General features: G+C 71.4%; 24 protein-coding genes. 11 read left to right on the top strand and 13 right to left on the bottom strand.

Annotated elements, in window-relative coordinates:
* Positions 1-25: 25 nt before the first annotated feature.
* On the top strand, positions 26-919 hold the full coding sequence (locus ACIRR9_RS25270) for a DUF3558 domain-containing protein (RefSeq protein WP_403755840.1): 894 nt from the start codon (positions 26-28) through the stop codon (positions 917-919).
* A 99-nt stretch (positions 920-1,018) separates the two neighbouring features.
* Positions 1,019-2,320, top strand: a complete 1,302-nt coding sequence (locus ACIRR9_RS25265) for a DUF2637 domain-containing protein (RefSeq protein WP_403755838.1) — start codon at positions 1,019-1,021, stop codon at positions 2,318-2,320.
* A gap of 75 nt (positions 2,321-2,395) precedes the next feature.
* Here ACIRR9_RS25265 and lysS read toward each other — a convergent pair whose 3' ends face one another.
* Positions 2,396-4,138: a lysine--tRNA ligase gene (lysS, locus tag ACIRR9_RS25260; protein WP_403756346.1), complete on the bottom strand. Its 1,743-nt coding sequence runs from the start codon at positions 4,136-4,138 to the stop codon at positions 2,396-2,398.
* 234 nt (positions 4,139-4,372) lie between these two features.
* Here lysS and argS point away from each other — a divergent pair, with 234 nt between their 5' ends.
* Complete coding sequence (gene argS / locus ACIRR9_RS25255; RefSeq protein WP_403755835.1) at positions 4,373-6,133, top strand: arginine--tRNA ligase; 1,761 nt, start codon at positions 4,373-4,375, stop codon at positions 6,131-6,133.
* 92 nt (positions 6,134-6,225) lie between these two features.
* On the opposite strand, the gene ACIRR9_RS25250 is transcribed toward argS, so the two are convergent.
* Positions 6,226-6,666: a peptidoglycan-binding protein gene (locus ACIRR9_RS25250; RefSeq protein ID WP_403755832.1), complete on the bottom strand. Its 441-nt coding sequence runs from the start codon at positions 6,664-6,666 to the stop codon at positions 6,226-6,228.
* A gap of 261 nt (positions 6,667-6,927) precedes the next feature.
* Here ACIRR9_RS25250 and ACIRR9_RS25245 point away from each other — a divergent pair, with 261 nt between their 5' ends.
* From ACIRR9_RS25245 to ACIRR9_RS25235, 3 genes are all read left to right on the top strand, one after another.
* A complete protein-coding gene (locus ACIRR9_RS25245) occupies positions 6,928-7,758 on the top strand; it encodes a peptidoglycan-binding protein (protein ID WP_403755829.1) in 831 nt (276 codons plus the stop codon).
* The gene (locus ACIRR9_RS25240) at positions 7,755-8,660 is read left to right on the top strand and encodes a DUF2690 domain-containing protein (RefSeq protein WP_403755826.1); all 906 of its coding nucleotides are present in this window, start codon (positions 7,755-7,757) and stop codon (positions 8,658-8,660) included. The genes ACIRR9_RS25245 and ACIRR9_RS25240 overlap by 4 nt, the downstream gene beginning before the upstream one ends.
* A gap of 65 nt (positions 8,661-8,725) precedes the next feature.
* Positions 8,726-9,499: a DUF4253 domain-containing protein gene (locus ACIRR9_RS25235; protein ID WP_403755823.1), complete on the top strand. Its 774-nt coding sequence runs from the start codon at positions 8,726-8,728 to the stop codon at positions 9,497-9,499.
* A 6-nt stretch (positions 9,500-9,505) separates the two neighbouring features.
* On the opposite strand, the gene ACIRR9_RS25230 is transcribed toward ACIRR9_RS25235, so the two are convergent.
* Complete coding sequence (locus tag ACIRR9_RS25230; RefSeq protein WP_403755820.1) at positions 9,506-10,699, bottom strand: PLP-dependent aminotransferase family protein; 1,194 nt, start codon at positions 10,697-10,699, stop codon at positions 9,506-9,508.
* A 318-nt stretch (positions 10,700-11,017) separates the two neighbouring features.
* On the opposite strand from ACIRR9_RS25230, the gene ACIRR9_RS25225 reads away from it, so the two are divergent.
* Positions 11,018-11,218, top strand: coding sequence for a hypothetical protein (locus tag ACIRR9_RS25225; protein WP_403755817.1), 201 nt, complete (start codon positions 11,018-11,020; stop codon positions 11,216-11,218).
* Here the strand turns inward: ACIRR9_RS25225 and ACIRR9_RS25220 are convergent.
* Positions 11,164-12,438: a helix-turn-helix domain-containing protein gene (locus ACIRR9_RS25220; RefSeq protein ID WP_403755814.1), complete on the bottom strand. Its 1,275-nt coding sequence runs from the start codon at positions 12,436-12,438 to the stop codon at positions 11,164-11,166. The two genes, ACIRR9_RS25225 and ACIRR9_RS25220, sit on opposite strands and share 55 nt — an antisense overlap.
* Before the next feature lie 178 nt (positions 12,439-12,616).
* Here ACIRR9_RS25220 and ACIRR9_RS25215 point away from each other — a divergent pair, with 178 nt between their 5' ends.
* Positions 12,617-13,372 (top strand): DUF4232 domain-containing protein, encoded by a 756-nt coding sequence (locus tag ACIRR9_RS25215; protein WP_403755811.1) that lies wholly within the window; start codon positions 12,617-12,619, stop codon positions 13,370-13,372.
* A 7-nt stretch (positions 13,373-13,379) separates the two neighbouring features.
* Here the strand turns inward: ACIRR9_RS25215 and ACIRR9_RS25210 are convergent, their stop codons facing one another.
* The 3 genes from ACIRR9_RS25210 to ACIRR9_RS25200 all read right to left on the bottom strand — a co-directional run bounded on the left by ACIRR9_RS25210 (position 13,380) and on the right by ACIRR9_RS25200 (position 15,839).
* Positions 13,380-14,282, bottom strand: coding sequence for an SAM-dependent methyltransferase (locus ACIRR9_RS25210; RefSeq protein ID WP_403755808.1), 903 nt, complete (start codon positions 14,280-14,282; stop codon positions 13,380-13,382).
* 112 nt (positions 14,283-14,394) lie between these two features.
* Positions 14,395-15,390, bottom strand: coding sequence for a porphobilinogen synthase (gene hemB, locus ACIRR9_RS25205; protein WP_365335601.1), 996 nt, complete (start codon positions 15,388-15,390; stop codon positions 14,395-14,397).
* 83 nt (positions 15,391-15,473) lie between these two features.
* Positions 15,474-15,839, bottom strand: coding sequence for a hypothetical protein (locus ACIRR9_RS25200; protein WP_365335599.1), 366 nt, complete (start codon positions 15,837-15,839; stop codon positions 15,474-15,476).
* Between the two features lie 162 nt (positions 15,840-16,001).
* Between ACIRR9_RS25200 and ACIRR9_RS25195 the strand changes: the two genes are divergently transcribed.
* The 3 genes from ACIRR9_RS25195 to ACIRR9_RS25185 are packed head-to-tail and all read left to right on the top strand — an operon-like array spanning position 16,002 to position 17,574.
* Positions 16,002-16,352: a hypothetical protein gene (locus tag ACIRR9_RS25195; protein WP_403755804.1), complete on the top strand. Its 351-nt coding sequence runs from the start codon at positions 16,002-16,004 to the stop codon at positions 16,350-16,352.
* The gene (locus tag ACIRR9_RS25190; RefSeq protein ID WP_365335595.1) at positions 16,349-17,149 is read left to right on the top strand and encodes a hypothetical protein; all 801 of its coding nucleotides are present in this window, start codon (positions 16,349-16,351) and stop codon (positions 17,147-17,149) included. The genes ACIRR9_RS25195 and ACIRR9_RS25190 overlap by 4 nt, the downstream gene beginning before the upstream one ends.
* A 53-nt stretch (positions 17,150-17,202) precedes the next feature.
* The gene (locus ACIRR9_RS25185) at positions 17,203-17,574 is read left to right on the top strand and encodes a roadblock/LC7 domain-containing protein (protein WP_365335593.1); all 372 of its coding nucleotides are present in this window, start codon (positions 17,203-17,205) and stop codon (positions 17,572-17,574) included.
* 121 nt (positions 17,575-17,695) lie between these two features.
* Here ACIRR9_RS25185 and ACIRR9_RS25180 read toward each other — a convergent pair whose 3' ends face one another.
* The 6 genes from ACIRR9_RS25180 to ACIRR9_RS25155 all read right to left on the bottom strand — a co-directional run bounded on the left by ACIRR9_RS25180 (position 17,696) and on the right by ACIRR9_RS25155 (position 24,238).
* On the bottom strand, positions 17,696-18,406 hold the full coding sequence (locus ACIRR9_RS25180; protein WP_403755800.1) for a hypothetical protein: 711 nt from the start codon (positions 18,404-18,406) through the stop codon (positions 17,696-17,698).
* Between the two features lie 32 nt (positions 18,407-18,438).
* Positions 18,439-19,017 carry a suppressor of fused domain protein gene (locus tag ACIRR9_RS25175; protein WP_403755797.1) on the bottom strand — a complete coding sequence of 193 codons (579 nt, stop codon included), beginning with the start codon at positions 19,015-19,017 and terminating at the stop codon, positions 18,439-18,441.
* Between the two features lie 100 nt (positions 19,018-19,117).
* Entirely contained in the window at positions 19,118-20,821 is a 1,704-nt protein-coding gene (locus ACIRR9_RS25170) for a bifunctional uroporphyrinogen-III C-methyltransferase/uroporphyrinogen-III synthase (protein WP_365335585.1), read from the bottom strand.
* A complete protein-coding gene (hemC, locus tag ACIRR9_RS25165; protein WP_403755793.1) occupies positions 20,818-21,777 on the bottom strand; it encodes a hydroxymethylbilane synthase in 960 nt (319 codons plus the stop codon). The genes ACIRR9_RS25170 and hemC overlap by 4 nt, the downstream gene beginning before the upstream one ends.
* Positions 21,774-23,486 carry a glutamyl-tRNA reductase gene (locus ACIRR9_RS25160; protein WP_403755790.1) on the bottom strand — a complete coding sequence of 571 codons (1,713 nt, stop codon included), beginning with the start codon at positions 23,484-23,486 and terminating at the stop codon, positions 21,774-21,776. Before ACIRR9_RS25160 ends, hemC begins: the two co-directional genes overlap by 4 nt.
* Positions 23,483-24,238: a redox-sensing transcriptional repressor Rex gene (locus tag ACIRR9_RS25155; protein WP_403755787.1), complete on the bottom strand. Its 756-nt coding sequence runs from the start codon at positions 24,236-24,238 to the stop codon at positions 23,483-23,485. Before ACIRR9_RS25155 ends, ACIRR9_RS25160 begins: the two co-directional genes overlap by 4 nt.
* Between the last annotated feature and the right edge of the window lie 73 nt (positions 24,239-24,311).

Below are 24,311 nucleotides of genomic sequence, written 5' to 3'. Positions count from 1 at the left end.
CCCCGAACGTATGAGTGAAGGAACCATGCAGCGAGTAGCAGTCCAGCGAAACGACCAGCGCGCCCGGAACGAGCGGAACGCACAGCGACGGGCAGGGCGCCTGCGCCGCGGCCTCGTCTGCGCGGCCGCCGTCCCCGCGGTGGCCCTGTTCGCGGCCGCCTGCTCCTCGGGCTCCGGCGACTCCGCGAAGGATGTCGGTGGCGGCTCGAACCCGGCCACCGCCCCCGCCGGATCCACCACGGCTCCCTCTTCTTCGACCGTTCAGGCGGCCAAGTACCAGACGCTGCCCAAGCCGTGCGCGGCGCTGTCGAAGAAGACGCTCACCCAGCTCGTGCCGAAGGGTGTGACGTCCGGCAAGGACGGCGCTTCGGACGACACGGCGACGCGGAGCAGCTGCTCCTGGAGCAGTCTGGACAACAACGGCGTGAAGGGTTCCCAGTTCCGCTGGCTGAACATCTCCTTCCTCCGTTTCGACTCGGACGCCGGCCGCGGTACCGGTGACAAGCAGGCCGAGGCGTACTACACCACGCAGCTGCAGGACGCCCAGTCCGTGTCCGGTGCCAAGAACACCAAGTCGGTGCCGGTGACCGGGGCCGGTGACCAGGCGACCGTGGTGCGCTACGACCTGAAGAAGAAGGAAGGCGCCTTCAAGCAGCAGACGGTCGTGGCCCGGGTCGCGAACGTGGTGGTCACCGTCGACTACAACGGCGCGGGTCTGGCCGGCGAGAAGACGCCGGATGCCGACACGCTCACGAAGGCCGCGGAGGCGGCCGCCAAGGAGGCGGTGGCGGCGGTCGCGACGGGCGGCAACGGGTCGGCGCCTGCTACGAGTTCACCTGCGGCGACGCCGTCGAAGTCGGCCTCCGGGTCGCCCTCCGCGTCCGCGTCGCCTTCGAAGTCGTCAGCCAAGAAGGGCTGACCGGCAACACGGGCGCCGCACACATGTGCCACCCTGTTGCGCGCAACAACACGCAAGGGGAGGGGAGTACGGGTGGCCGCGCCAATGCAGCTGACTCGGATGCACCGCATTCTCATCGGCGTGGTCGTGTCCGGCGCGATGATCATCGCCGGTATCGGCTTCACCGGTTCGTACGCGGCCGTCCGTGAGCTGGCCATCAAGAAGGGCTTCGGGAACTTCTCCTATGTCTTCCCGATCGGCATCGACGCGGGTATCTGCGTCCTGCTCGCCCTGGACCTGTTGCTGACCTGGATCCGCATCCCCTTCCCGCTGCTGCGGCAGACGGCCTGGCTGCTGACCGCCGCGACGATCGCGTTCAACGGCGCGGCGGCCTGGCCGGACCCGCTGGGCGTGGGCATGCACGCGGTGATCCCGATCCTGTTCGTGGTCGCCGTCGAGGCGGCCCGGCACGCGATCGGCCGTATCGCCGACATCACGGCGGACAAGCACATGGACGGGGTCCGCCTCACCCGCTGGCTGCTCTCACCGGTCCCGACGTTCCTTCTCTGGCGCCGTATGAAGCTGTGGGAGCTCCGCTCCTACGACCAGGTGATCAAGCTGGAGCAGGAACGTCTCGTCTATCAGGCTCGGCTGCGTTCCCGCTTCGGCCGGGCGTGGCGGAGGAAGGCTCCGGTGGAGTCCCTGATGCCGCTGCGGCTGGCTCGCTACGGCGTCCCGCTGGCGGAGACGGCTCCGGAGGGTCTGGCGGCGGCGGGGATAGAGGTCCCGGTGCTGCTGCCGGCTCCCGTGTCCGCCGCCGTGTCCGCCGCCGTGGCGGCTCCGCAGGGCGCGCAGCGCGCCGAGCTGATCCCCGCCCCGCGCACCGAGCAGCCCGCGGACGTGCCCCAGCAGGCGTCCGAGGAGGAGACGAACCCCTGGCTGCAGGCCAGGGACCCCCAGCAGATCGAGTACCAGGGCGGTTACGACCCGACGTACGACCCTCGGTACGCCGCCTGGCTGGCACAGCAGCAGCAGTACCAGCAGGAGCAACAGCAGTACCAGCAGCAGTTCCCTCAGGACCAGTTCCCCCAGGACCAGTTCCCGCAGGACCAGTTCCCGCAGGACCAGCAGCCCCTCCCTGAGGAGTCCCTGTCGGAGACGACCGGCAGCTTCCCCATCCCCTCCGGTCCGGGCCGGACCCGCGAGCTGGGTGAGGGCGGCGGCCCGCCGGAGCCGAACGAAGAAGACTTCTACCTGGTCTTCAAGAAGTCGATAGACGGCGGTTACCCCAGCTCCAGCCAGTTCAGGGGCGACGTGGAGGCCACCTTCGGCACCACGCTCCCGCAGCGCGAGGCCGACCGCATGGTCAACCGCTTCACCAACCGCCACACGGCAGAGCTGCAGGACGACCACATCGCCTGACAGGCACAGTGAAAGGGGCCCTCCCAGGCGGAGGGCCCCTTCTTCATACCGGTTTCATGCCGGCTTCGTGTCGGGCTACTCCCCGAGCAGGCGCCGTACCCGCTCCTGCCCCACGGCGAGGAGCAGCGTGGGCAGTCGCGGCCCCGTGTCCCGGCCGACGAGCAGGTGGTACAGCAGTGCGAAGAACGTGCGCTGGGCCGTCTTGATCTCGGCCGGCAGTTCCTTGGGGGTCGCGTCGGCGGAGAATCCGGCCTGCACCTTGGGCACGCCGTACACGAGGTGGGTCAGTCCGTCGAGCGACCAGTGCTCGGCGAGGCCGTCGAGGAGCAGTCGTACGGATTGCTGGGAGGCCTCGTCGAGGGACTTCAGCAGTTCGGCGTCCGGCTCCTCGCGGACGATGGTGCGCTGGTCGGCGGGCACCTGGGTGTTGATCCAGGCCTCGGCCTTGTCGTAGCGCGGCCGGGCCTCGTCCACCGAGCCCAGCGGGTTGGCGGGGTCCAGTTCGCTGAGGATGCGCAGCGCCTGGTCCTCGTGTCCGGCGGTGATGTCGGCGACGGAGGCGAGCGTGCGGTACGGCAGCGGTCGCGGCGTGTGCGGCAGCTCGCCGCCTGCCGTGCGCACCGCGCGGGAGTGCGCGGCGACGTCACCGGGGAGCGCGGAGCCGTCGGCGACCTTGGCGTCGAGCTTGTCCCACTCGTCGTAGAGCCGCTGGATCTCCTGGTCGAAGGCGATCTTGAAGGACTGGTTGGGGCGGCGGCGGGCGTACAGCCAGCGCAGGATCTGCGGTTCCATGATCTTCAGCGCGTCGGCCGGGGTGGGTACCCCGCCCCGCGACGAGGACATCTTGGCCATGCCGCTGATGCCGACGAAGGCGTACATGGGCCCGATGGGCTGCTTGCCGCCGAAGATCCCGACGATCTGCCCGCCGACCTGGAACGAGGAGCCCGGCGAGGAGTGGTCGACACCGCTCGGCTCGAAGATGACGCCCTCGTAGGCCCACCGCATCGGCCAGTCGACCTTCCAGACCAGCTTGCCGCGGTTGAACTCGGTCAGCCGGACGGTCTCGGAGAAGCCGCACTCGTTGCAGGTGTAGGTGAGCTCGGTGGTGTCGTCGTCGTACGCCGTGACGGTGGTCAGGTCCTTGCCGCAGCCGCCGCAGTACGGCTTGTACGGGAAGTACCCGGCGGAGCCGGAGGAGCCGTCGTCCTCGGCGGCCGCGCCCGAGCCCTCCTCGGCCTCCAGCTCGGCCTCGTCGACGGCCTTCTGCTGGGGCTTCTTGCCGGCCTTCGGCTTGGTCCGGTACTGGGCGAGGATCGCGTCGATGTCACCGCGGTGCTTCATGGCGTGCAGGATCTGCTCGCGGTAGACACCGGAGGTGTACTGGGCGGTCTGGCTGATCCCGTCGAACTCCACGCCGAGCTCGGCGAGCGACTCGGTCATCGCGGCCTTGAAGTGCTCGGCCCAGTTCGGGTACGCGGAGCCCGCCGGGGCGGGCACGGAGGTGAGGGGCTTGCCGATGTGCTCGGCCCAGGTCCCGTCGATGCCGGCGATACCGGCGGGCACCTTGCGGTACCGGTCGTAGTCGTCCCAGGAGATCAGGTGCCGGACCTGGTGGCCGCGCCGCCGGACCTCGTCGGCGACCAGGTGCGGGGTCATGACCTCGCGCAGGTTGCCGAGGTGGATCGGTCCCGACGGCGAGAGCCCGGACGCGACGACGACCGGTTTGCCCGGGGCCTGACGCTCCGATTCCTCGATGACCTCATCCGCGAAACGGGAGACCCAGTCGGTGGTCTCGGTGCTCTGACCCACGATCGGCACGTCCTTCTTTCTGACATGGGGCAGCCGGTACGGTCGCACGGCTGACCGCTCCATTGTCCCAGGCGCCGCCGCCTCAACGAAAACGGCTTTACGAGAGCGCCGTAAGAGATGAGCTGTAAGAGATGAGGGGCCGTATCGGCACGCGGTTCCCCCTGCGGCCGCAAAAACCCCTTTACCCCCCGTGAAATACTGGACGCGTCTACCTGAACCCACGAGGAGAACGGCTCCCACCCCATGGCCTCGGTCACGTCCCTCAGCGACTCCGTCAACCAGCAGCTCACCGACGCCCTCGCCGCCGCCCTGCCGGCAGCCGACGGAGTCGACCCCCTGCTGCGACGCAGCGACCGGGCGGACTACCAGGCGAACGGGATCCTGGCGCTCGCCAAGAAGGCCAAGGCCAACCCCAGAGAGCTGGCGACGCAGGTCGTCTCGCACATCACCACGGGTGCGGACCTGATCCAGGACGTCGAGGTCTCCGGCCCCGGCTTCCTCAACATCACCCTCGCCGACAAGGCGATCACCGAGAACCTGGCCGCGCGGTACGCGGACGGCGACCGTCTCGGTGTGGCGCCCAAGGAGCACCCGGGCATCTCGGTCGTCGACTACGCCCAGCCGAACGTGGCCAAGGAGATGCACGTCGGCCACCTGCGGTCCGCGGTGATCGGCGACGCCCTGCGCGGCATGCTCGACTTCACCGGCGAGAAGACGATCGGCCGGCACCACATCGGTGACTGGGGCACCCAGTTCGGCATGCTCATCCAGTACCTGATCGAGAACCCGGACGAGCTGTCCGCGGAGACCGACACGGACGGCGAGCAGGCCATGTCGAACCTGAACCGGGTCTACAAGGCGTCCCGGGCGGTCTTCGACGCGGACGAGGACTTCAAGGAGCGGGCCCGGAAGCGGGTGGTCGCCCTCCAGTCCGGCGACAAGGAGACCCTGGACCTGTGGCAGCGGTTCGTGGACGAGTCGAAGGTCTACTTCTACTCGGTCTTCGAGAAGCTGGACATGGAGATCCGCGACGACGAGATCGTGGGCGAGTCGGCGTACAACGACGGCATGCCCGAGACCGCCCGGCTCCTGGAGGAGATGGGCGTAGCGGTCCGCTCGGAGGGTGCGCTCGTCGTGTTCTTCGACGAGATCCGGGGCAAGGACGACCAGCCGGTGCCGCTGATCGTGCAGAAGGCGGACGGCGGCTTCGGCTACGCGGCCTCCGACCTGACGGCGATCCGCAACCGGGTCCAGGACCTGCACGCCACGTCCCTGATCTACGTCGTGGACGTCCGCCAGTCGCTGCACTTCAAGATGGTCTTCGAGACGGCGCGGCGGGCGGGCTGGCTCACCGACGACGTCACCGCGCACAACATGGGCTACGGCACGGTGCTGGGCGCGGACGGCAAGCCGTTCAAGACGCGTGAGGGCGAGACGGTACGGCTGGAGGACCTGCTGGACGAGGCGGTGCAGCGGGCCGCCGAGGTCGTCCGGGAGAAGGCGCAGGACCTCACGGAGGAGGAGATCCGGGAGCGGGCCCAGCAGGTCGGCATCGGTGCCGTGAAGTACGCGGACCTGTCGACGTCGCCCAGCCGGGACTACAAGTTCGACCTGGACCAGATGGTCTCGCTGAACGGCGACACGTCCGTGTACCTCCAGTACGCGTACGCCCGTATCCAGTCGATCCTCCGCAAGGCGGGAGAGGTACGGCCCGCCGCCCACCCGGCGCTGGAACTGCACGTGGCGGAGCGGGCGCTGGGCCTGCACCTGGACGCGTTCGGCGACACGGTCTTCGAGGCGGCGGCGGAGTACGCCCCGCACAAGCTGGCCGCGTACCTGTACCAGCTGGCGTCGCTGTACACGTCGTTCTACGACAAGTGCCCGGTCCTCAAGGCCGACACCCCGGCCCAGGTGGAGAACCGCCTGTTCCTGTGCGACATGACGGCCCGCACCCTCCACCAGGGCATGTCCCTGCTGGGCATCAGGACGCCCGAGAAGCTCTGAGCAGCGTCCTCACCGTGACAACGGCCTGTGTCCGGTCCTCCCCCGAGGACCGGACACAGGCCGTTGTACGGATGGTGCGGGTATGACGGCTGTCAGGCGGCGAAGCGCTTGAAGGCGGCGCGGGTGCCCGAGCCGGCGATGCCGTCGATGTCACCGGTGTAGCCGTAGTCGGCCTTCAGCAGGCGCTGGAGCGCCTTGATCGTGTTGGTGCCGGGGTCGCCGTCGATGTCACCGGTGTAGCCCCAGTAGGTCTTGAGGCAGCGCTGGAACGCCTTCCAGCTGTTGGGGCCGAGCTGGCCGTCGATGCCGTCGGTGTAGCCCCAGTACTCCGCCAGGAAGTTCTGCACGTTCTTGGCCTCGGCGGTGGTCAGGCCGAAGTTCTCGTAGGAGGCCAGGGTGGCGGCCTGCACGCTCACCGCCGGCTGCGAGACCGGCGCGGCGAAGCTGGTGCCCGCGGTCGCCAGGGATCCGGCGGCGAGGCCGGCGACGGCGGTGATTCCGACGAGGGTCCGGACAACAACGTTCGGTCGCATGCGTTCCTCTTTCAGGTCGTGGGTGGGCGTCCGGTCCGTTCGGCGAGCCGGTGCCGCAACCACGGTGCGGCCCGCCCGGACGGCTCCGCCACGGTTGTCGCCGAAGTGGCGGCCTCCTGGGACGTCACCCCCTCTGACCTGCACCGACACCCTCCCGCGGGACGGAGTGGCGGGACGGCCGTACAGGGGTGGCCATGCTCATGCAGAATGCGTCGGAGCGGGGGGCCGCTGACCACGGTTCATGACCGCATCGGGGGGAACATGTCGCGCTGGAAAGCACTGCCAGCTGAACTGGATCCGCGCGTACGGCAGTTGGTGGTGCGCTTACGCCGGCTGAAGGACCACAGCGGGCTGAGCATGCGGCAGCTCGCCGCGCGGACGGGGTACAGCCCCAAGTCGTGGGAACGGTATCTGGGCGGCCGGTCGCTGCCGCCCGGGGAGGCCGTGGAGGCACTGGCCCGGATCGGCGGAGACGATCCGACCCGCCTGCTGACACTGCGCGAGGTGGCGGCGGAGGCCTGGGAGAACGGCAAGGACCGCGGGAGCACCGCCGCGCCGGCCGACACACCGGCGCCCGGGCCCGAGCCCGGGCCTGAGCCCGAGCCGGTGTCGCCGTCGCCGTCGCCGTCGGCCGATCCCGCCGCTGAGATACGGCTCTCCGTGCGGTCGTTGCGGATCGTGCTCATGGCCGGGGCGGTGGTCCTGGTGCTGGCGGTGTCGTCGGCCGTGCTGATGACCTTGCGGCTCACCGGGCACTCCGGCGCCGACGACGGCCGGACGCCGCGGACGGCTCCGCTCGCCGCGTCGACACCGGTCACGACACCCTCGTACAGCTGCCGTCTGCAGCGGGTCGACGGCGTCTGGTACGCGGGCAACAGCCGGACCCGGGACGCCACCGTGGGGTACGGCCAGGCGGGGCCGGACGTCGCGGAGGTGCAGTGCCTGCTGCGCCGGGCGGGCGTTTCGCCGGGCGGTATCGACGGCATGTTCGGCCCGCTGACGCGGGGCGCGGTGGTGCGGTTCCAGAAGCGGGCGGGGCTGATCGGGGACGGCATCGTGGGCCCGCGCACCTGGAAGGCGCTGCGGGGATGACCCCTGAGCGGACCCGGCTGGCCGCCTCGCTGAGGGAGTTGAGAGCCCGCACCGGCCTGAGCCTGGCGGCCCTCGCGACGAAGACGGCGTTCAGCAAGTCGTCCTGGGAGCGCTATCTCAACGGCAAGTCCCTGCCCCCGCGCCAGGCGGTCCAGGAACTGTGCCGGCTGGCCGGCGAGCCGGACGGGCGCTGCCTGGCGCTTTGGGAGATCGCGGAGTCGGAGTGGAGCGGCCGGGGGAAGGAGCCGGCGGCGGCTCCACCTTCGGCGACGCCATCCCCTACGGCTACTACGACTACGGGTACGGGCCCGGCCACGGGTACGCCTACGGATACAGGCACGACTACGGGGGCATCGGCTGCCGCAGCGCCTGCGCCCGCCTCCCGCCTCGCCGGGCACCGGAGTGTCGTCGCCGTGGCGGTGCTGGCGTCGGTGTGTGCCATGGCTGTGGGCGTGTTGGCGGTGGCGGTCGCGCTGCTGCGGCCGTACGCCGAGGGCGCTTCGCGAGCGTCCGAACAGGCGCCCCGGTACCAGGGCTCTTCCCCGTCCGACCCGCGCTGCCGGGGCGCGGCCTGCGAGGGCCGGGACCCGATGGGCATGCGGTGCGCCGCCTCCCCCGTCACGCTGGCCACCCGTCACACGGCCGGCGACGCCTGGCTGGAGGTGCGCTACAGCAAGGAGTGCGGGGCGAGTTGGGCGCGGATGTGGGGAACGCGGGTCGGTGACCGGCTGGAGGTGACGGCGGCCGGCCGGGCGCACGGCGCCGAGATCAGGACGGCCGCCGACGCGGACGCGTTCGTGTACACCCCGATGACGGTGACCGCCCCCGGAACCGCGATCCGGATCTGCTTCCGCCCTGCGGGGGCCGGCGGGCAGGAGTGCTTCACCTCGGTGACGCGGTGACGGCGGGGGGCGCGTAGGACATCGCCGTCGCCGGGTTGTCAGAGGCTGCCTCTACAGTCATCGCCATGGCGACACTTCCCAACCCGCTGCCCAAGCTGGCGACCGATCCGAGCGGTCGTTCCCTGGGGCTCCAACTCCCGCCCGGGAGACTGCTGGACGACACGCTCGACGGGCCGTGGCACGAGCCGTTGCTGTGGTACGCCGGGCAGCCCGCCGGGCCCGGGACCTGGGCCGCGCTGGGCGCGCCGGCCGCCCGTGCGGGGCTGCTGCCGGTGCTGATCGACGTGGCGGACGTCGACGACTGGGACTTCGCGCCCGGGGAGACCTCGTACCCCGGGGACCACGACGCCGACGAGGTGCTGGAGGACGCCTGGGAGGAGGACCCGCCGGAGGGCGAGGAGTGGCCGGGGCTGGCCCCCGCGCCGGTGCTGGTCGCCGACCCGGACGCGCGGGCCGCCGATGTCGCCGACGCGCTGAGCCAGGGTCGGCCCTGGCTGAAGGAGCCGCATCTGGCGCTGGTGTCGGCCCGGCGCAGCGCGGACATACCGGCGGCGATCGGCTGGAGCGGGCCGGTGAACCACGAGGAGGACGTGGCCCGGCTGTGCGCGGTGCTGCGTTCCTGGGAGGACCGGTTCGGCATACGTGTGGTGGCGCTCGGCCTCGACCACCTCGCCGTCTCCGTGGCCGCCCCGCCCACCGACCTCGACGCGGCGGAGGGGGTCGCCGCCGAGCACTTCGCGTTCTGCCCGTACGCGGTGCTGCCCGGCGCCGACGACACCCTCTCGTCGTACGCCGAGCAGTTGGTCGGCGAGCGGCTGTGGCACTTCTGGTGGGACTGAACTCCCTCAGCCGTTGAGGCTCTTGGCGAGCCGGCGCAGGCCCTCGGCGATCTCCTGCGGGGTCTGGGTCACGAAGCACAGGCGCAGGGTCGAGCGGTCGGGGTCGGCGGCGTAGAAGGGTTCGCCGGGGACGTAGGCGACATCGTGGTCCACCGCCCGGCGGAGCAGGGCGGTGGTGTCGTACGACTCCGGGAGCCGGGCCCAGAGGAACATGCCGCCCTCGGGCCGGTCCCAGGCGGAGCCGGCCGGGAGGGCGTCGGGCAGGCCGGCGAGCATGGCGTCGCGGCGTTCGCCGTACACCGTGCGGACCTTGGCGACATGGCCGTCCAGGACGTCCAGGTAGCGGGCCGCGGCGAGCTGGTTGACGGTGGGGGTGTGCAGGTCGGCCGCCTGTTTGGCGACCGCGCAGGCGCGGCGCAGTGCGGCCGGGGCGCGGAGCCAGCCGAGGCGCAGGCCGGGGGCCATCACCTTGGAGAAGGAGCCGAGCAGGACCGTGCGGTCCTCGGCGCCGGGGAAGGACGCGATCCAGGGGACGCGCTCGCCGTCGTAGCGGAGTTCGCCGTAGGGGTCGTCCTCGACGATCCACAGGCCGTGCCGGGCGGCGGCCGTGGCGACGGCGGCGCGGCGGGCGGCGGGCATGGTGCGGCCGGTGGGGTTCTGGAAGGTCGGGACGAGGTAGAGGAGTTTGGGCCGTTCGGCGCGGATCAGCTCCTGGAGGGCGGCCGGGTCGACGCCGTCCGCGTCGCAGGGGACGGGCAGCACCCGCGCCCCGGCGAGCCCGAACACCTGAAGTGCCGCGAGATAGCAGGGGCTTTCGACGAGGACCGTGTCCCCGGGGTCGATGAGCGCGCTCGCAATGAGGGAGAGGGCCTGCTGGGAGCCGGTGGTGATCAGGAGGTCGTCGGCCTCGGTGGGCAGGCCCTGGGCATGGATGCGTGCCGCGAGTCCCTGCCGGAGCGCCGGCTCGCCCTCCGTCGTGGAGTACTGCAGCGCCCGTTCCGGTATCTCCTCCAGGACCGTCCGGAAGGCGGCCGCGATGCCCTCCCGGTCGAAGAGTTCGGGGGCCGGCAGCCCGCCCGCGAAGTTGATCATCTCGGGGCGTGCGGTCACCGCGAGGATCTCCCGGACGGGCGAACCGCCGACGGTTCGGGCACGGGCCGCGAGCGGCGGCAGGGCGGCGGGGGAACTGGTGACGGTCATGGACGGCTCCTGGGGCTGATCCTCGTCTTGGCGGGAGCCTAGAGAGGTACATGCCGCCTACACCTGTCATTTCGCGATGCGGACAAAGTGCGGGCAGGGGCGGCTCAAGAACCCCTGCCCAGGTGCTCGAACGTCCCGTCCCGCCGTCCCACGGGCTGGTGTCCGTGCAGGTCAGGTGGGTGGGTCGGGTTCACGCGTCCCGAATCCGCCGTGCGCTCTGGCGGCCGGGACGGGTCGGCCCACAGGCTGAGGGCACATCGAGATCGCCGACAGCACCGACGGCGCCGACCACGCCGAGACCGTCAAGGGAGCCCTCGTATGTCCGCCACGCACCCCGCCCCGTCCCCCGGCCGTCGCCGTTTCCTGGCGGCGGCCGCCCTGACGCTGGTCGCCGTGACGGCGCTCAGCGGATGCCGGGACGGTCAGGGCGTACGTGACGAGGGCCCGTCCGCCGCCTCCATGTCTCAGCCCGCCGACGACGCGGTCCGCCAGGCCTCGCCGCCCAGCGGGAACTCGTAGACGGGCCGCCCGTTGTCGCCGCTCGTGCGGAACGGCCGCCCCTTGTCGTCGATCCGCAGCGTCCCGGACCGCGCCCCGCTGGACCAGGACAGCTCCAGGTACCAGCCCACGGAGTACGCCGAGGCGTCGGCTCTGACATGGATGACCTCGGGGTCCGAATCGCTCACCTTGAACGGGAAGTCCCGGTGCCCCGCCGCCGGCACGAGCGTCGGCCGCACCCCGTCCAGGGCGACGGTGAAGAAACGGGCGGGTGTGTTCTCGCCGCAGCCGACGCCCGGGGTTCCCATCGCGTAGTCGTTCCAGGCGAGCGGTGAACCCCGTTCCACCGTGCGCACCGCGAGGCTCTCCAGCACCACCGGCTCCGAGCCGGTGCCCTTCAGGGTCAGCGTGACGTACTGCTCGCCCGCGGAGACCGCCTGGTGCGCGGACACCCACGCGGTCGCGTCCGACTCCACGGGCGGCGGCGCCACCGCGGCCGGGGCCCGGTCGATCAGATAGCGCTGGGAGCAGGGGCTCTCCCAGGTGTAGGGCTGGGTGGTGACGGTGAACGGGGGCGGCGCGGTGTCGGTGGCCGAGGAGGACCGCGAGGACGACGACGAGGTGCCCGGTGGCGGCACCGCGGAGGTGTGCGGTGCGCCGGTCGCCTGGGTGGCGGCGCCCGCGTTCTTGTCGTCGGTCCCGCCGGAGGACAGCCGTACGGCGAGCGCGGTGGCGCCGAGCAGTACGACGACCGCGATCCCGGCGAGGAGAGCGCGCCGCGGGACACGGCGACGACGCGGCTCCGCGACGGGCTCGCCGTCCGACTCCCCCAGCACCGCCCCGGCCGCCCGCTCCGACGGGCCCAACGGCTCCGGCGGCTCCGGCAGTTCTGCCGCGACCGCCCCGGCGACGCCGGCCGCCTCGGTCACCTCGGCCGGCTTCGCCGCTCCGGCCGGCTTCGCCGCCTTCTCCGACGCGTCCGTCTTCCGTCGCCGCCCCGCGTCCGCCAGTACCCACCGCCGGTGCAGCTCGACGAGTTCCTCGGGGCGGGCCTTGCAGAGCCGGGCGAGGCGTTCCACCGGGGCGTAGTCCGCCGGTACGGCGTCCCCGTTGCAGTAGCGGTGCAGGGTCGACGTACTCATGTGCAGCCGTTTGGCGAGCGTGCCGTAGCTCAGCCCCGAGCGGTCCTTCAGCTCCCGCAGCAGCTCCGCGAAACCGCTCCCCGCCGTGCCGTCCGACACCGTTCCTCCGTCCCCCCGCATCCCATTCACCCGTTCCAGGGAAGGGCTGTTCTACCAGGTCAGAGCCGGTGCGACCGTTCCAGTGTCCCTGATCGTCCGGCGGCTGTGGCGGACGGGACGGAGCGGCCCACAGGCTGTGGCCATCCAAGCACGCCACCACTCGAAAGAGGATTCGCCCATGCGTACCGCCCGCCGTGTCCGTCTGCTCGCCGCCACCGGTGCCGCCGTCGCCGCCCTCGCCCTCTCGGCCTGTCAGAACGGCACGGGCACCAAGGACGAGGGCACGTCCGGGTCGGCGAACAGCACGTCGGCCTCGTCGACCCCGAAGACGTCGGGGGACTCCACCGGCGCCGCTTCCTCCGGCTCCTCGGGCTCCTCCGGCTCCTCCGGCTCGAACGCGTCCGGGACCGGCTCGACGGGGTCGGGCACCGGCGGGTCGACGCCCGCGCCCGCCGGCAACTCGGCCGCGAAGAAGCCGGGCAGCGGCGGCGGGAGCGGCACCACGGCCCGGGTCCTCTGCGACGGCTCCAACACCAAGGTCACCGCCCAGCCGGCCTCCCGCCCGCTGAACCACATGCTGCTCACGGTCACCAACACCGGCAGCAAGCTCTGCGACCTGACCTACTACCCCGTCGTCCGCTTCGACGAGATGCAGTGGGTGCCGCAGCCCGACGAGGACACCCACCCGCAGGCGGTCGTCTCCCTCGCGCCGGGCGAGTCCGGGTACGCGAGTGTGCTGCTGTCCGCGGCCGACGGCAGCGGCGACGGCGGCACCACCGGCCACAAGCTGACGATCGCCTTCCAGGGCAGGACGCCGAACAGCAGCGGCGGGGCCTCGGCGACCCCGTCGCTGCCGGCGAAGGGCGTGTACTACGACAGCTCGCTGCGGGTGACGTACTGGCAGCAGAGCCGGGACGACATCAACGGCTGGTGAGCGGGGCTCAGGCCTTGGCGGCGACACCCGCGTAGACGTTGATGTCGGCGTCGGTGACGTCGTTGATGTCGGCGTACCGGGACCGGTCGATGTCGTCGAGTTCGGCCAGCAGGGCGGGGTCGGGCTGCTCGGGGACGGGGGCCGCGTGGTCGGGGTGCCAGTGGTGGACGGGGACCACGCCCGGGTCGGCGAGGCCGAGGGAGTTCTCCGCGAAGAAGCGCTCCACGTCGGCCCTGGACCGCAGCACGAAGGTCAGCCCCCGCTCGGTGTACGACCGCTGGACCCCGCCGATCTTCTCGGGGTTGAGGTCCTCGGTGAGGTGGCTGATGACCAGTCGGCTGCCGGAGGGCAGCGCCTCGACGAGCTCGCTGACGATCGGGTACGCCACCTCGTCCTCGATGAAGTGCAGGATCGCCACCAGGAACAGGGCCATCGGCTGGCCGAAGTCCAGTGTCTTGGCGGCCTGTTCGAGTATCTCCGCCGGGTTCTCGAAGTCGGCGTCGATGTAGTCGGTACGGCCGTCGGGCCCGCTGGTGAGCAGAGCGCGGGCGTGGGCGAGGACGATCGGGTCGTTGTCCACGTAGACGACCCGGGAGTCGGGGAGGATGCGCTGGGCGATCTGGTGGACGTTCTCCGCGGTGGGCAGCCCGGTGCCGATGTCGAGGAACTGGTGGATGCCGTCCACCTCGGCCAGCCGGGTCACGGCACGGCGCAGGAAGTCGCGGTTGTGCCGGACGTCGAGGTAGCCACGCGGGTTGGTGGCGAGGGCGGCGGCAGCGGCGGCGCGGTCGGCGGGGTAGTTGTCCTTGCCGCCGAGGAAGACGTCGTAGATCCGGGCCGGGTGCGGCCTGGTGTTGTCGAACCTCTTTCTCAGCTCGGCGGGATCCTGGCTGAGGGCGTCACCGGACATGGGCGTCTCCCGGACGGTCGGCGAAGGGCGAAGTCGGTCAACAACCTAACGCCATCGGCGACTTGAAAGTGCCCCCGACCGGATCCCACCGGCCGGGGGCACCGTACGTCCGTTATCGGCCGAGCATCCGGGCGGCCTCGACGGCCCAGTAGGTGAGGATGTTCTGCGCGCCGGCCCGCTTGATGCCGGTCAGCGTCTCCAGGATGGCCCGGTCGCGGTCGATCCAGCCCTTCTCGGCGGCGGCCTCGACCATCGAGTACTCACCGGAGATCTGGTAGGCGGCGACCGGTACGTCCACGGAGTCGGCGACCCGCGCGAGGATGTCGAGGTAGGGTCCGGCCGGCTTGACCATCACCATGTCGGCGCCCTCCTCCAGGTCCAGGGCCAGCTCGCGCATCGACTCGCGTGCGTTGGCGGGGTCCTGCTGGTAGGTCTTGCGGTCCCCCTTGAGGGACGAGCCGACGGCCTCCCGGAAGGGGCCGTAGAAGGCGGAGGCGTACTTGGCGGTGTAGGCGAGGATCGCGACGTCCTCCCGCCCGATCTGGTCGAGGGCGTCACGGATGACGCCGATCTGCCCGTCCATCATCCCGCTGGGGCCCACGACATGGGCTCCGGCGTCGGCCTGGACCTGGGCCATCTCGGCGTACCGCTCCAGGGTGGCGTCGTTGTCGACGCGCCCTTCCGAGTCCAGCACCCCGCAGTGTCCGTGGTCGATGGTCTCGTCGAGGCAGACGTCGGACATCACGAGCAGGTCGTCGCCGACCTCGGCGCGCACGTCCCGCAGCGCGACCTGGAGGATCCCGTCCGGGTCGGTGCCGGGGGTGCCGAGGGCGTCCTTCTTGCTCTCTTCCGGCACGCCGAACAGCATGATCCCGGAGATCCCGGCCTCGACGGCCTCCGCGGCGGCCTTCTTCAGACTGTCCCGGGTGTGCTGAACGACGCCGGGCATGGCGGCGATCGGCACGGGCTCGGCGATGCCCTCGCGGACGAACGCCGGGAGGATGAAGTCCGCGGGGTGCAGGCGGGTCTCGGCGACCATGCGCCGCATGACGGGGGAGGTCCGCAGCCGACGCGGCCGCGTGCCGGGGAAGGATCCGTACTTCGTCATGCTCCCTACGCTACGCCCGTCACATGGGCGCGCTTGCCGACGCGGCGTCGGCGCCCCCGCCCCTGCGGAGGCGCCGGCCGGGGTCACACCTCCAGCTGGCTCTCCAGCTTCTTCAGGCTGTGGCGGGCCAGGGCCAGGTTGCTGCGGGACCGGTCCAGCGCGAGGTAGAGGAAGAGCGAGCCGCCGACGGCGGTCAGGGGGCGGATCAGGTGGTACTGGCCGCCGAGCGTGATGAGGATGTCCTCGATCTCGTCGTCGAGGCCGATGGACTTCAGGGTGCGCTGCTTGGCCCGTACGACCTCGGTGTTCCCGGCCGCGGCCAGCTCCAGGTCCAGGTGCGGTCCGCCGCCCAGCACGCCGAGGGACATGCCGCTTTCGTAGTCGACGAGGGCGACTCCGAGGGCCCCGTCGATGCTCATGGCTTCCTTGAGCGCTGTCTCGATGTTCACGCTGGTGCCCTCGATTTCCTTACGTGGGTCAACTCGGACGCCAACAGAGCGGTACGGGTTCACTCCCGAGCTTTTGGAGTCCGAATAAGTGTCATCTTTGGCCAGTGTTGCTGCAGTTGGCAATAAAGTAACTCTGCGACCGAGCGTCCGGAGGGGGAACTCATGGCTTTGCTCGACACCGTCCTGAGCGATGCCGGGAGCACACCCGGCGTCAGCGCCCTGGCCCTCCTGGACGGCGTGACCGGCCTGTCCTACGCCGAGTACGGCGACACGAGCGCCGCCCAGGATGCCCAGGAGACCGCCCACTTGGTGACCACCCGCCTCAACCAAGCCGGTTTCGAGGGGGAGTTGGAGACCATCGTCATCACGACGACCACCCACCACCATGTGACGACCCGGGTCGACCGCGAGGGCGATCCGCTCCTCCTCTTCGCCCTGGTGGACCGGCACCGTACGAACATCACCTGGGCGCTGCGCGACCTGGCCGAGCGCACGAACCGACTGCTCGCATGACCGAGGAGACCCCGGCCCCCCGCAACATCCCCGCCCTGCTGTCCGCCCTGCACACAGAGAAACGGTCCTGCACCGTGCTGGTCTCGGGCACCCCGGGCGGTGTCATCCACGTCCGGGACGGCCTGGTCGTGGGCATGGAGACGCCCGGCGCCCCCGGCGTAGAGGTGCTCCTGCTCAAGTCGCGCCGGGTCGCCGAGGAGGACTGGGCGGCCGTACGCGCCACCGGCACCGACCCCGCGCGGCTGGCCCGGGAGCTGGTCGCCCAAGGCCTGCTGGGCGCCACGGAGCTGGAGATCACCGGCCAGGCGGCCCTGTTCGACGCGGCCTTCGCCCTGGCCCTGACCAGCCCGGACGGCTGGGAGGTGACCGCTCCCCGCCCCCTGCTCGAAACGGAGGCCGCGGTGCCGCCCGCCCGCCTGGTCACCGAGAACACCCGCCGTATCCGCCTGCTGGCGAACGAACGGGGCGCCACGGCCCGCTTCGCCCGCGACCGCCTGGAACCGGCACCGGAGGCCCGCGACCCGCAACGCGTCGCCCGGCTCTCGCCCCGCCACCGCACCGTCCTGACCGCCGCCGACGGCCGCAGAACCCCCCGGGACATCGCCTTCACCCTGGGCCGCGGCCTGTTCGCCGTGATGCTGGACCTCCGCGACCTGCTGGCCCTGGGCCTCCTCCAGCCCCCGTCCGCCACCACGGCAGGCCGCCCCAGCACGGCTCTCCGCACCCCACCCCACCCCCACCCCGACACGGCAACACCGCACCCCCCGACGACCCCACTCCCCCGCCGCAAGCGCTAGTCCGGGAGAGGCCGGCCGCCTCCGCACCACGAGCACGACAGGAAGAAGCCACCATGAGCGACCCCGTGCAGGACATCCTCGCCTCGTTGCGCGACCGGGTGATGGGCGTCTCCGAGACCGTACTGGCCACCGTCGACGGCCTGGTGGTGGCCGCCGACGCCGACAAGACCCACCCCGAGTCCATGGCCGCGGTGGCCGCGGCCGCCCTCTCCCTGGGCAACCGCCTCGCCGACCAGGGCGCCACGGGAACCCTCCGCCAGATGACGGCCCAGTGCAGCGCGGGCCACGTCATCGTCACAGCGGTGGGCACCCGGGCCCTCCTGGCAGTGGTCACGGACGAGGGCATCGACGGCCTGGCCTTCGACCGCGAGATCCCGACAGTGGTCGCAGACCTGAACAAGATCCTGGACAACGACACGGCGTAGCCAGGGGTCAGCCGTGCGCACAGGGATGTGGGCGGCGGTGTCCCCACGCAGTCGACGTCGAGGCACCGCCCGAGGACAGGGCACCCGCCCCTGCCGGAACGCACCAGCACAGCCCTTGTCGTCAGGGGAAGTCCGGGCACTCCTCGGCGAAGCCCTGCGAGACGGGCCGCCATATGCCGTGTTCCTCGCGCGCGCTCAGTCGATCCGCTTCCTGCGCGGTCTCGATCAGCTGAGCGGTGGTCAGGGGGACGGCCGCCGCGAAGACCCGCCCGACGTGGTGGCAGTGCAGCACCGGGCGGAGTTCCTCCGAGTACGGTTCATCGGCGACCGCGAAGAGATCGGTCAGGGTCCAGCCCAGCGGACCCGCTACGGCGGACAGCTGCTGCCGGCGGTGCGGACTCGGGTCCCAGCGCCACACCATCCCGTACAGCGTGCTGAGGGACAGCCCCATGAACGGCAGTTCGCGGATGCCGAAGCCGCGGTTTTGGATCAGTGCGCCGAGCACGGCGGCGAACCTGGTCCCGGCGGGACGCGGACTCGGCCACGCCGGCCGGACGAAGGGTTCCGGTGCGGCGACGCGGGGCAGTGAGCGGACGAATGCCTCCAGCGAGGCGAGCTGCGAGTGGTCGCAGTAACTGACGCGGTAGGCGAACTGCCTCATGACCCTGGCGTCACGCTCCGGGGGAAGGAGTTCCGCCGGCACCGGCCGGCCCGCGACCACGAGAAGGTCGGCGACCGGTATGTCGAGTTCGGCGGCGAGTTCGGTGAGTCGCTGCGGGGCGGTGTCGGTTCCGCTCGCGGCGAGGCCGCTCAGGATGGTGGCCCGTTCCATGCGAGGAAGGTAGCGGGCCGGCTCCCGGAAGGTCAGGCGACCGATGCCCTGAAGGGATCAGTGGGGATGATCTCCGCCTGGTCGAAGAGCTGCTCCAGCGCCTCGTGTCCGTGATGCCTGCGGAACTCGATCTCGGCGGCCGTCACAGGCAGGGTCCACAGGATGCGGGCATGGCCCCCTGGAACCGGACAGTGTTCGAGGTCGGGTCCGTGGAGGTAGGGCAGACTGATCAGCAGGTGGTCACAGGTCGAACCCGGCACCCACGGTTCACCGATCGGCATGCTGTGCTCCAGATCGAGCCGATGCCCTCCGCAGTGGTAGTAGGCGATCATCGCCATCAGCTCGATGAACCGCCGGTCGCGGACGTGGGCGGTCATGACGAATTCAAGACCGTGACCGTCCTTCCCCAGCGCGGCCCAGCACCCGGCGGTCACATAGGCCCAGCTGTCGCTGCGGGGGCCGGGCCCCACAACGAGAACGCGCAGGGCGGGCACCACCTCTCGCCGGCCCGGCCCGAGGTCGTGGTCGACGGCCTCCACAAAGTGCCCCGCGAAGAACGCCCGGACATGTGACTCAACAGCCTCCGCAGCCGGCCGCCTCACATCGATCACCCCGCGATCGTCCCATACCGCGCGACGGTCCCCTGAGGCTCACTCATGCGCGTGGCCCGCACCCCACGTCAGGGGAACGGGCCACGCGCTCTCAGCTCACTCAGGTGGTACGCCGCCGCCGGGCCCCCGGCCGCCGTTCGCTCGGCCGTGTCACCGGGTCCCCGGCCTCCAGCGCGCTCGCGCGGCGCCGCAGGCCGAACTCGGCCAGGGCCTCCGCGAGCTTGCCCACGGACGGCTCCGGAGCCATCACGTCCACCCGCAGCCCGTGCTCCTCGGCCGTCTTGGCCGTGGCCGGACCGATGCACGCGATGACCGTCACGTTGTGCGGCTTCCCGGCGATGCCCACCAGGTTCCGCACGGTCGAGGACGACGTGAAGAGGACCGCGTCGAAGCCGCCGCCCTTGATCGCCTCGCGGGTCTCCGCCGGCGGCGGCGACGCCCGCACGGTGCGGTACGCCGTGACGTCGTCGACCTCCCAGCCCAGCTCGATCAGCCCGGCGACCAGCGTCTCCGTGGCGATGTCGGCACGCGGCAGGAAGACGCGGTCGATCGGGTCGAAGACCGGGTCGTAGGGCGGCCAGTCCTCCAGCAGACCCGCGGCCGACTGCTCGCCGCTCGGCATCAGGTCCGGCTTCACGCCGAAGGCGACCAGCGCCTTGGCGGTCTGCTCGCCGACCGCCGCGACCTTGATGCCCGCGAAGGCGCGCGCGTCCAGGCCGTACTCCTCGAACTTCTCCCGGACCGCCTTGACGGCGTTGACCGAGGTGAAGGCGATCCACTCGTACCGTCCGGTGACGAGCCCCTTGACCGCGCGCTCCATCTGCTGGGGCGTGCGGGGCGGCTCGACGGCGATCGTCGGGACCTCGTGGGGCACGGCGCCGTACGACCGCAGCTGGTCGGAGAGGGACACCGCCTGCTCCTTGGTGCGCGGCACGAGCACCTTCCAGCCGAACAGCGGCTTGGACTCGAACCACGACAGCTGGTCGCGCTGCGCGACGGAGGACCGCTCGCCGACCACGGCTATCACCGGCCTGCCGCCGTCCGGCGAGGGCAGCACCTTCGCCTGCTTCAGCGTCTGCGCGATGGTGCCGAGGGTGGCGGTCCAGGTCCGCTGGCGGGTCGTCGTACCGGCGACGGTGACCGTCAGCGGGGTGTCCGGCTTGCGGCCCGCGGCGACCAGCTCACCGGCGGCCGCGGCCACCGAGTCGAGCGAGGTCGACACGACGACCGTGCCGTCCGAGGCTCCGACCTCGGTCCAGCACCGGTCGGAGGCCGTCCGGGCGTCCACGAAGCGGACGTCGGCGCCCTGCGCGTCGCGCAGCGGCACACCGGCGTACGCGGGCACGCCCACGGCCGCCGCGACACCCGGCACGACCTCGAAGGGCACACCGGCGGCTGCGCAGGCGAGCATTTCCTCGGTCGCGTACGTATCTAGTCCCGGGTCCCCGGACACCGCACGGACGACCCGCCTGCCACCCCGCGCGGCCTCCATGACAAGATGAGCCGCATCCCGCGCGGGCGGGAGGGAAGCGGTCGTTGACGCGCCGTCAACAACCGTGAGTTGAGGCGTGCCTGTGCCCTTGTACGGGTCCGACGCGGAATCCGGACTCGTGGGTACGACGGAGACGCCCTGCCTGGCGTGGGCCCTGATCACGTCGAGCACGTCGTGCTCGGCGACCAGGACGTCCGCGCTGGACAGTGCCTCCACGGCACGCAAGGTCAGCAGTCCCGGATCCCCGGGTCCGGCACCCAGGAAGGTGACGTGCCCGTGATCGAGGCCGGCGGGAAGGTTGGTGGGGCTCACTGTGCTCGCTCCCCCATCAGACCGGCCGCGCCCTGGGCAAGCATCTCGGCGGCGAGTTCGCGACCGAGCGCCGTCGCCTGGTCGTATGTCTCGGGCACGGGACCGGTGGTGGACAACTGCACCATCCGTGTGCCGTCGGTCGTGCCGACGACTCCACGCAGGCGCATTTCCTTGACAATCTGCCCGTCGGCCAGAAGGTCGGCCAGCGCGCCCACAGGGGCGGAGCAGCCGGCCTCCAGGGCGGCGAGCAGTGATCGCTCGGCGGTCACGGCGATCCGTGTGAACGGGTCGTCGAGTTCCCCGAGCGCGGCAACCAGCGACGCGTTGTCCGCGACGCACTCGATCGCCAGTGCCCCCTGGCCGGGGGCGGGCAGAACCGTGTCGACCGACAGGAAGTCGGTCACCTCGTCGATGCGGCCGATGCGGCTGAGGCCGGCCGCGGCCAGCACCACCGCGTCGAGCTCGCCGTCGCGCACATATCCGATCCGGGTGTCGACGTTCCCCCGGATCGGGACGGTCTCGATGTCGAGCCCGTGGCTGCGGGCGTACGCGTTCAGCTGCGCCGTCCGGCGCGGTGAACCGGTGCCGATGCGCGCCCCGCGCGGCAGGTCGGTGAACTTCAGCGCGTCCCGGGCGACGATCACGTCCCTCGGGTCCTCGCGCAGCGGTACGGCGGCCAGCGCCAGCTCTTCGGGCTGGGTGGTCGGGAGGTCCTTGAGCGAGTGAACCGCGAAGTCGACCTCGCCGCGCAGCAGCGCGTCCCGCAGGGTGGTCACGAAGACCCCCGTGCCGCCGATCTGCGCGAGGTGCTCGCGGGAGGTGTCGCCGTAGGTGGTGATCTCGACGAGCTCGACAGGCCGTCCGGTCACCTGGCTCACGGCCTCGGCCACTTGCCCGGACTGGGCCATGGCGAGTCTGGATCGCCTGGTCCCCAGTCGCAGTGGATTGTCACTCATGCCGGTCGGTCCTTCTTGTCTGTGCTGTCCACGGCCCGGGAGACGGCGGCGACCGTCTCGGGGTCGAGGTCGAACAGGGTGCGCAGCGCGTCCGCGTACCCGGCGCCGCCGGGCTCGGCCGCGAGCTGCTTGACCCGTACGGTCGGCGCGTGCAGCAGCTTGTCGACGACCCGGTGCACGGCCTGCCGGATCTCCCCGCGCTGGCGTTCGTCCAGGTCGGGAAGGCGTCCGTCGAGCCGAGCGATCTCACCGGCCACCACATCGGCGGCCATGGTGCGCAGGGCGACCACGGTCGGCGTGATGTGCGCGGCCCGCTGCGCCGCCCCGAACGCGGCCACCTCGTCCGAAACGATACGGCGGACCTGGTCCACGTCGGCGGCCATCGGGGCGTCGGCCGACGCCTCCGCCAGCGACTCGATGTCGACCAGGCGCACACCGGCCAGCCGGTGCACGGCCGCGTCGATGTCGCGGGGCATGGCGAGGTCGAGGAGGAAGAGCGCGGGGGCGGGACGTACGAACCCGGCGACCGGCTCCGGCCTGCGCCGCTCGGGGATCCGGCCGACACGGGCGGCGGCCCTGGCGAGCGCCCCGATCAGCTCGGCCTCGGCCTCGACTGCGGCTTCGAGGGTCTCGGCCGTACGACGGCCGGTCTCCCGGATGTCCACGGTCCCGTTGTCCACCCAGGCCGCGTGCTGTTCCAGCTCGGCGGCGGCCATCCCGGCGACCGCGGCCTCGCCCATCACGGAGAAACCGCTCTGTGCGGCGGTGAGGTCGAGCGGGCAGTTCTCGTCGGTGCCGAGGCTGGTGGCGGGCAGCGGCCTCGGGGTCGCCGGCAGGTCCGCGTCGATCTCGGCGACGGGCGCACCGGTCCGTCCCCCGATCGCCGCCGCGATCACCTCGGCGGTGAGGACCAGCCCCGTCGCCCCGGTACAGGAGACGGCGATGTCGGCACGTGTCAGCTCGCCCGGCACCGAGTCCATCGGTACCGCGCGGGCCGTCACGTGCGTGTCGTCGCCCTCGTTCAGGATCTGTACGAGCCGCTCCGCGCGGTCCGGCGTCCGGTTGGCCACGACGATCTCCGTGACCCCCGCCCGGGCGAGCGTCGCGGCGGCCAGCGAGGACATCGAACCGGCGCCGATGACCAGCGCCTTCTTGCCCTTGGCCCAGCTCTGCACATCGCCGCCGGCGGCGAGCTGCTCAAGGCCGAAGGTGACCAGGGACTGTCCGGCCCGGTCGATCCCGGTCTCGGAGTGGGCGCGCTTGCCGACCCGCAGCCCCTGCTGGAACAGGTCGTTCATCAGCCGCCCGGCGCTGTGCAGCTCCTGCGCCTTGGCGAGCGAGTCCTTTATCTGGCCGAGGATCTGCCCCTCGCCGACGACCATCGAGTCCAGCCCGCAGGCCACCGAGAACAGATGGTGGACGGCCCGGTCCTCGTAGTGCACGTAGAGATACGGGGTGAGCTCGTCGAGCCCTACTCCGCTGTGCTGGGCGAGCAGCGTGGACAGCTCGGCGACCCCGGCGTGGAACTTGTCGACGTCGGCGTAGAGCTCGATGCGGTTGCAGGTGGCGAGCACCGCGGCCTCGGTGGCCGGTTCGGCGGCGACCGTGTCCTGGACCAGCTTGATCTGGGCGTCCGCGCCGAGCGCGGCCCGTTCCAGAACGCTGACCGGGGCGCTGCGGTGGCTCAGCCCGACGACGAGGAGACTCATGCCGGCATCACGGCGGGTACGTCCCCGTCGGGTCCCTGCTCGTCGGAGTCGCGGTGCGGGGCGGCGGGCGCGGCCGTGCCCTCGTGCTCCTCGCCGGCCTTGCGCTGCTCGTGGAAGGCGAGGATCTGCAGCTCGATGGAGAGGTCGACCTTGCGCACGTCGACGCCGTCCGGGACGGTCAGCACGGTCGGCGCGAAGTTCAGGATGGAGGTCACCCCGGCGGCCACCAGCCGGTCGCAGACGGGCTGGGCGGCACCGGCGGGGGTGGCGATGACGCCGATGCTGACCCCGTTGTCCTGGATGATCTTCTCCAGGTCGTCGGTGTGCTGCACGGGAATGCCCGCCACGGGCTTTCCGGCCATCGCGGGATCGGCGTCGATCAGCGCGGCGACCCGGAAACCACGCGAGGCGAACCCGCCGTAGTTGGCCAGGGCGGCGCCGAGGTTACCGATACCGACGATCACAACCGGCCAGTCCTGCGTGAGGCCCAGCTCACGGGAGATCTGGTAGACGAGATACTCGACGTCGTAGCCGACACCGCGCGTTCCGTAAGAACCCAGGTAAGAGAAGTCCTTGCGCAGCTTGGCGGAGTTGACCCCCGCGGCCGCGGCCAGCTCTTCGGAGGAGACCGTGGGTACCGAGCGCTCCGACAGTGCGGTCAGAGCACGGAGGTACAGCGGAAGCCTGGCGACAGTGGCCTCGGGGATACCTCGGCTGCGGGTCGCCGGTCGGTGAGTTCGGCCAGTTGCCACGGTGCTCCAACGTGTTGAGCGGGGCTGCGGACGGTCACACGTACCCAGACCGCCCCGTCGACAGCAGGCTATG

The organism is Streptomyces sp. NPDC101234 (assembly GCF_044767525.1).
GTDB classification, from domain to species: domain Bacteria; phylum Actinomycetota; class Actinomycetes; order Streptomycetales; family Streptomycetaceae; genus Streptomyces; species Streptomyces sasae.
This window is presented reverse-complemented; position numbering and strand designations above follow the sequence as displayed.